The 2,325-nt window shown below is 48.1% G+C and carries 2 protein-coding genes and 2 pseudogenes; 2 read left to right on the forward strand and 2 right to left on the reverse strand.

Going from position 1 to position 2,325, the window contains the following annotated elements:
• Positions 1–1,158 (forward strand): RHS repeat domain-containing protein (locus BM100_RS23745; protein ID WP_244896548.1); only part of this gene is annotated, 1,158 nt, incomplete at its 5' end.
• Entirely contained in the window at positions 1,155–1,424 is a 270-nt protein-coding gene (locus BM100_RS22215) for a hypothetical protein (protein ID WP_092514973.1), read from the forward strand. The genes BM100_RS23745 and BM100_RS22215, both read left to right, overlap by 4 nt.
• A 168-nt stretch (positions 1,425–1,592) precedes the next feature.
• On the opposite strand, the pseudogene BM100_RS22220 reads toward BM100_RS22215, so the two are convergent.
• Positions 1,593–1,769, reverse strand: a pseudogene (locus BM100_RS22220) (SymE family type I addiction module toxin); the annotation flags it as partial.
• A 47-nt stretch (positions 1,770–1,816) separates the two neighbouring features.
• Positions 1,817–1,951, reverse strand: a pseudogene (locus tag BM100_RS23985) (helix-turn-helix domain-containing protein); the annotation flags it as partial.
• Positions 1,952–2,325: the final 374 nt, after the last annotated feature.

Here is a 2,325-nt window from a genome sequence, read left to right on the forward strand (position 1 = left end):
CGTCTGGTGGAAAAAACCGAACAGCGTGACGGCTTCCGCCCACAAGTCTGGCGCTACCGATGGAATACGCAAAACCAACTTACCCATTGCGAAACCCCGGACGGCTCGCGTTGGCACTATCAATATGATGCTTTTGGTCGAAGAATACGTAAGCTCAAGGTACATGACGGCAAACTGACAGCGACCAACCTGCAACGCTGGCTGGACGGCAAACCGGATTTGACACCGAGAACCGATGCCATCATGGGGCAGGATTACCTGTGGAGCGGTGACCAGCTTATCGAAGAGACGCCGATTTACGCGGATGGCTCGCTGGCGCTGGACAGCCGCGTACGCTGGCTGTATGAACCAGGGGCATTGACGCCATCAGCTCGTGTTGAAAAAGGCAAGCTACACTATATTATAAGCGACCATCAAGGTACGCCACGCGAGATGCTCAACGAAAATGGTACGCTAGTTTGGGCGCAGCGGCTGAAAACGTGGGGCAAAGCGGAAAAATCGCAGGTGCTTGCGTCGAATGATGCGGATTATCACGTGGGGTGTAATTTCAGGTTCTGCGGCCAATATGAGGACCAAGAGAGCGGACTGTTCTATAATCGGCACCGCTATTACTCACCGGAGACGGCGCAGTACATCTCGGCCGATCCTATTGGGTTAGTGGGTGGGTTTAATCCGTATGGCTATGTGCATAATCCTTCGAAATTTGTAGATCCGTTCGGGCTGAGTGGAACTTCGAATATATCCAATGCACCTCCAGACCCATACCAAGGTGTAAGAGATGCCTCAGAGTACTTGAACTCAATGGGAGTAGACAGAGTTCGGAGAAAACAAATCATTGACTCTTTTGATCTCTCCGGTATGTCTGTACAAAAAGCTGGTAATAACCTTTATGGTAGTCGCTTTCACGACTTTGGAAAAACGGCTAGGCCAGAAGGGCAATATGTATTTGAAACGTTCACACCGTATACGAATAGAAGCGGGTTAGCGTTACCCCCTGATTGGAATGGTATGACAGGAATCAAACAATTCCAGATCACACCAGGCACTACAATCATTAGAGGACGCGCAGCCCCTCAGTATGATTTTGGTCCTCAATATAGTGGTGGTGCTGAGCAAATATTTGTTCTTGAGCCTTGGAAATATGGATCTTTAAAATGAAAACATCAGGTAAAACTTTTTTAACAGATGCTCTCCAATTAGTTTCTGACGCAATAGAATTGCATCAGCAAGGAAAAAAAGCGCCTTTATCTATTAATGTATTAAATCAGATAAAAAAAGAATTGGAAGAGATGGTAAAGACTATGAATCCAAATAGTTACGTACCATCTTATCCAAGATTTATTATAGATTGGCCTGATGATTCAGGGCTTATAGAAACACTGCTTAATGTGTCTTATAACTATAAACGAATAAAGGCGAATTAAAAAACTAACGTTGTTCATAAAAATATAATGCCGGAAAGATCCCCATGATCTTCCGGCTTTCTTATCTTTAGAGCCGCTCAATCCCTTCCCTTAGCGGCTTTTATAATCCCCAATCAGCTCACGCATCCGCAGCTTAATGTCATTGATTTGCGCTCGCTGGCGCTGGTATTACTGTTTAAGGCTGTTCGTCTCGTCGCTGTCGGGGATCAATACTAAACAGCCATCCATGATTTTTACGGTAACAGAGCCGCCAATCTCAAAGCCTGCCTGTTTAAGCCACTGCCCCTTAAGGCGGAGCATCGGGGGCGGGTTCTCACTGCCGTTTTGCGGGACGTATCCCACGGTGTAGAAACGCTCTGTTTTCGCGGTCTTATTTACCGCATTAAATCAAGTTACCTAATCAACCGTTTTACCTGATGTTTTAATATCAAGGCATCCAATACTGCCGTCATGGAACATTGCTCTTCCTTATCCATCTGATTAACCGCTTCAAACTTCAGCATCAGTTTATCCTGCAACTCGCGCTCTTCCGCACGGTCACTGCCGCCACCGGGGAAACTTACCACTATGAACGGGATGCCGCCGGCCAGATTATCCGGGAGACTGATTTTACCGGGCGAACGCTGACCTTCCAGCATGATGTACTGGGGAGGGAATCGGTGCGGGAAAGTGCCAACGGCTTTATCCTTGCCAGCCGCTACACCGCAACCGGATTGCTCGCGCATCAGTCGGCAGGACAGGCTACCCAATTTTTCCGGGAAACACTGGCTCAAAATGACCCACATTTTCCGCCGCAAGCCTCGGCGGTCAACCGCAGCTGGCAATATGACCGGGCGCATAATGTGCGCGTGATTGACGACAGTCGCTGGGGGCAAACCCGTTACCGTTACAATGCCAACGA

The organism is Xenorhabdus mauleonii (assembly GCF_900113945.1).
In the GTDB taxonomy this organism is placed as follows: domain Bacteria; phylum Pseudomonadota; class Gammaproteobacteria; order Enterobacterales; family Enterobacteriaceae; genus Xenorhabdus; species Xenorhabdus mauleonii.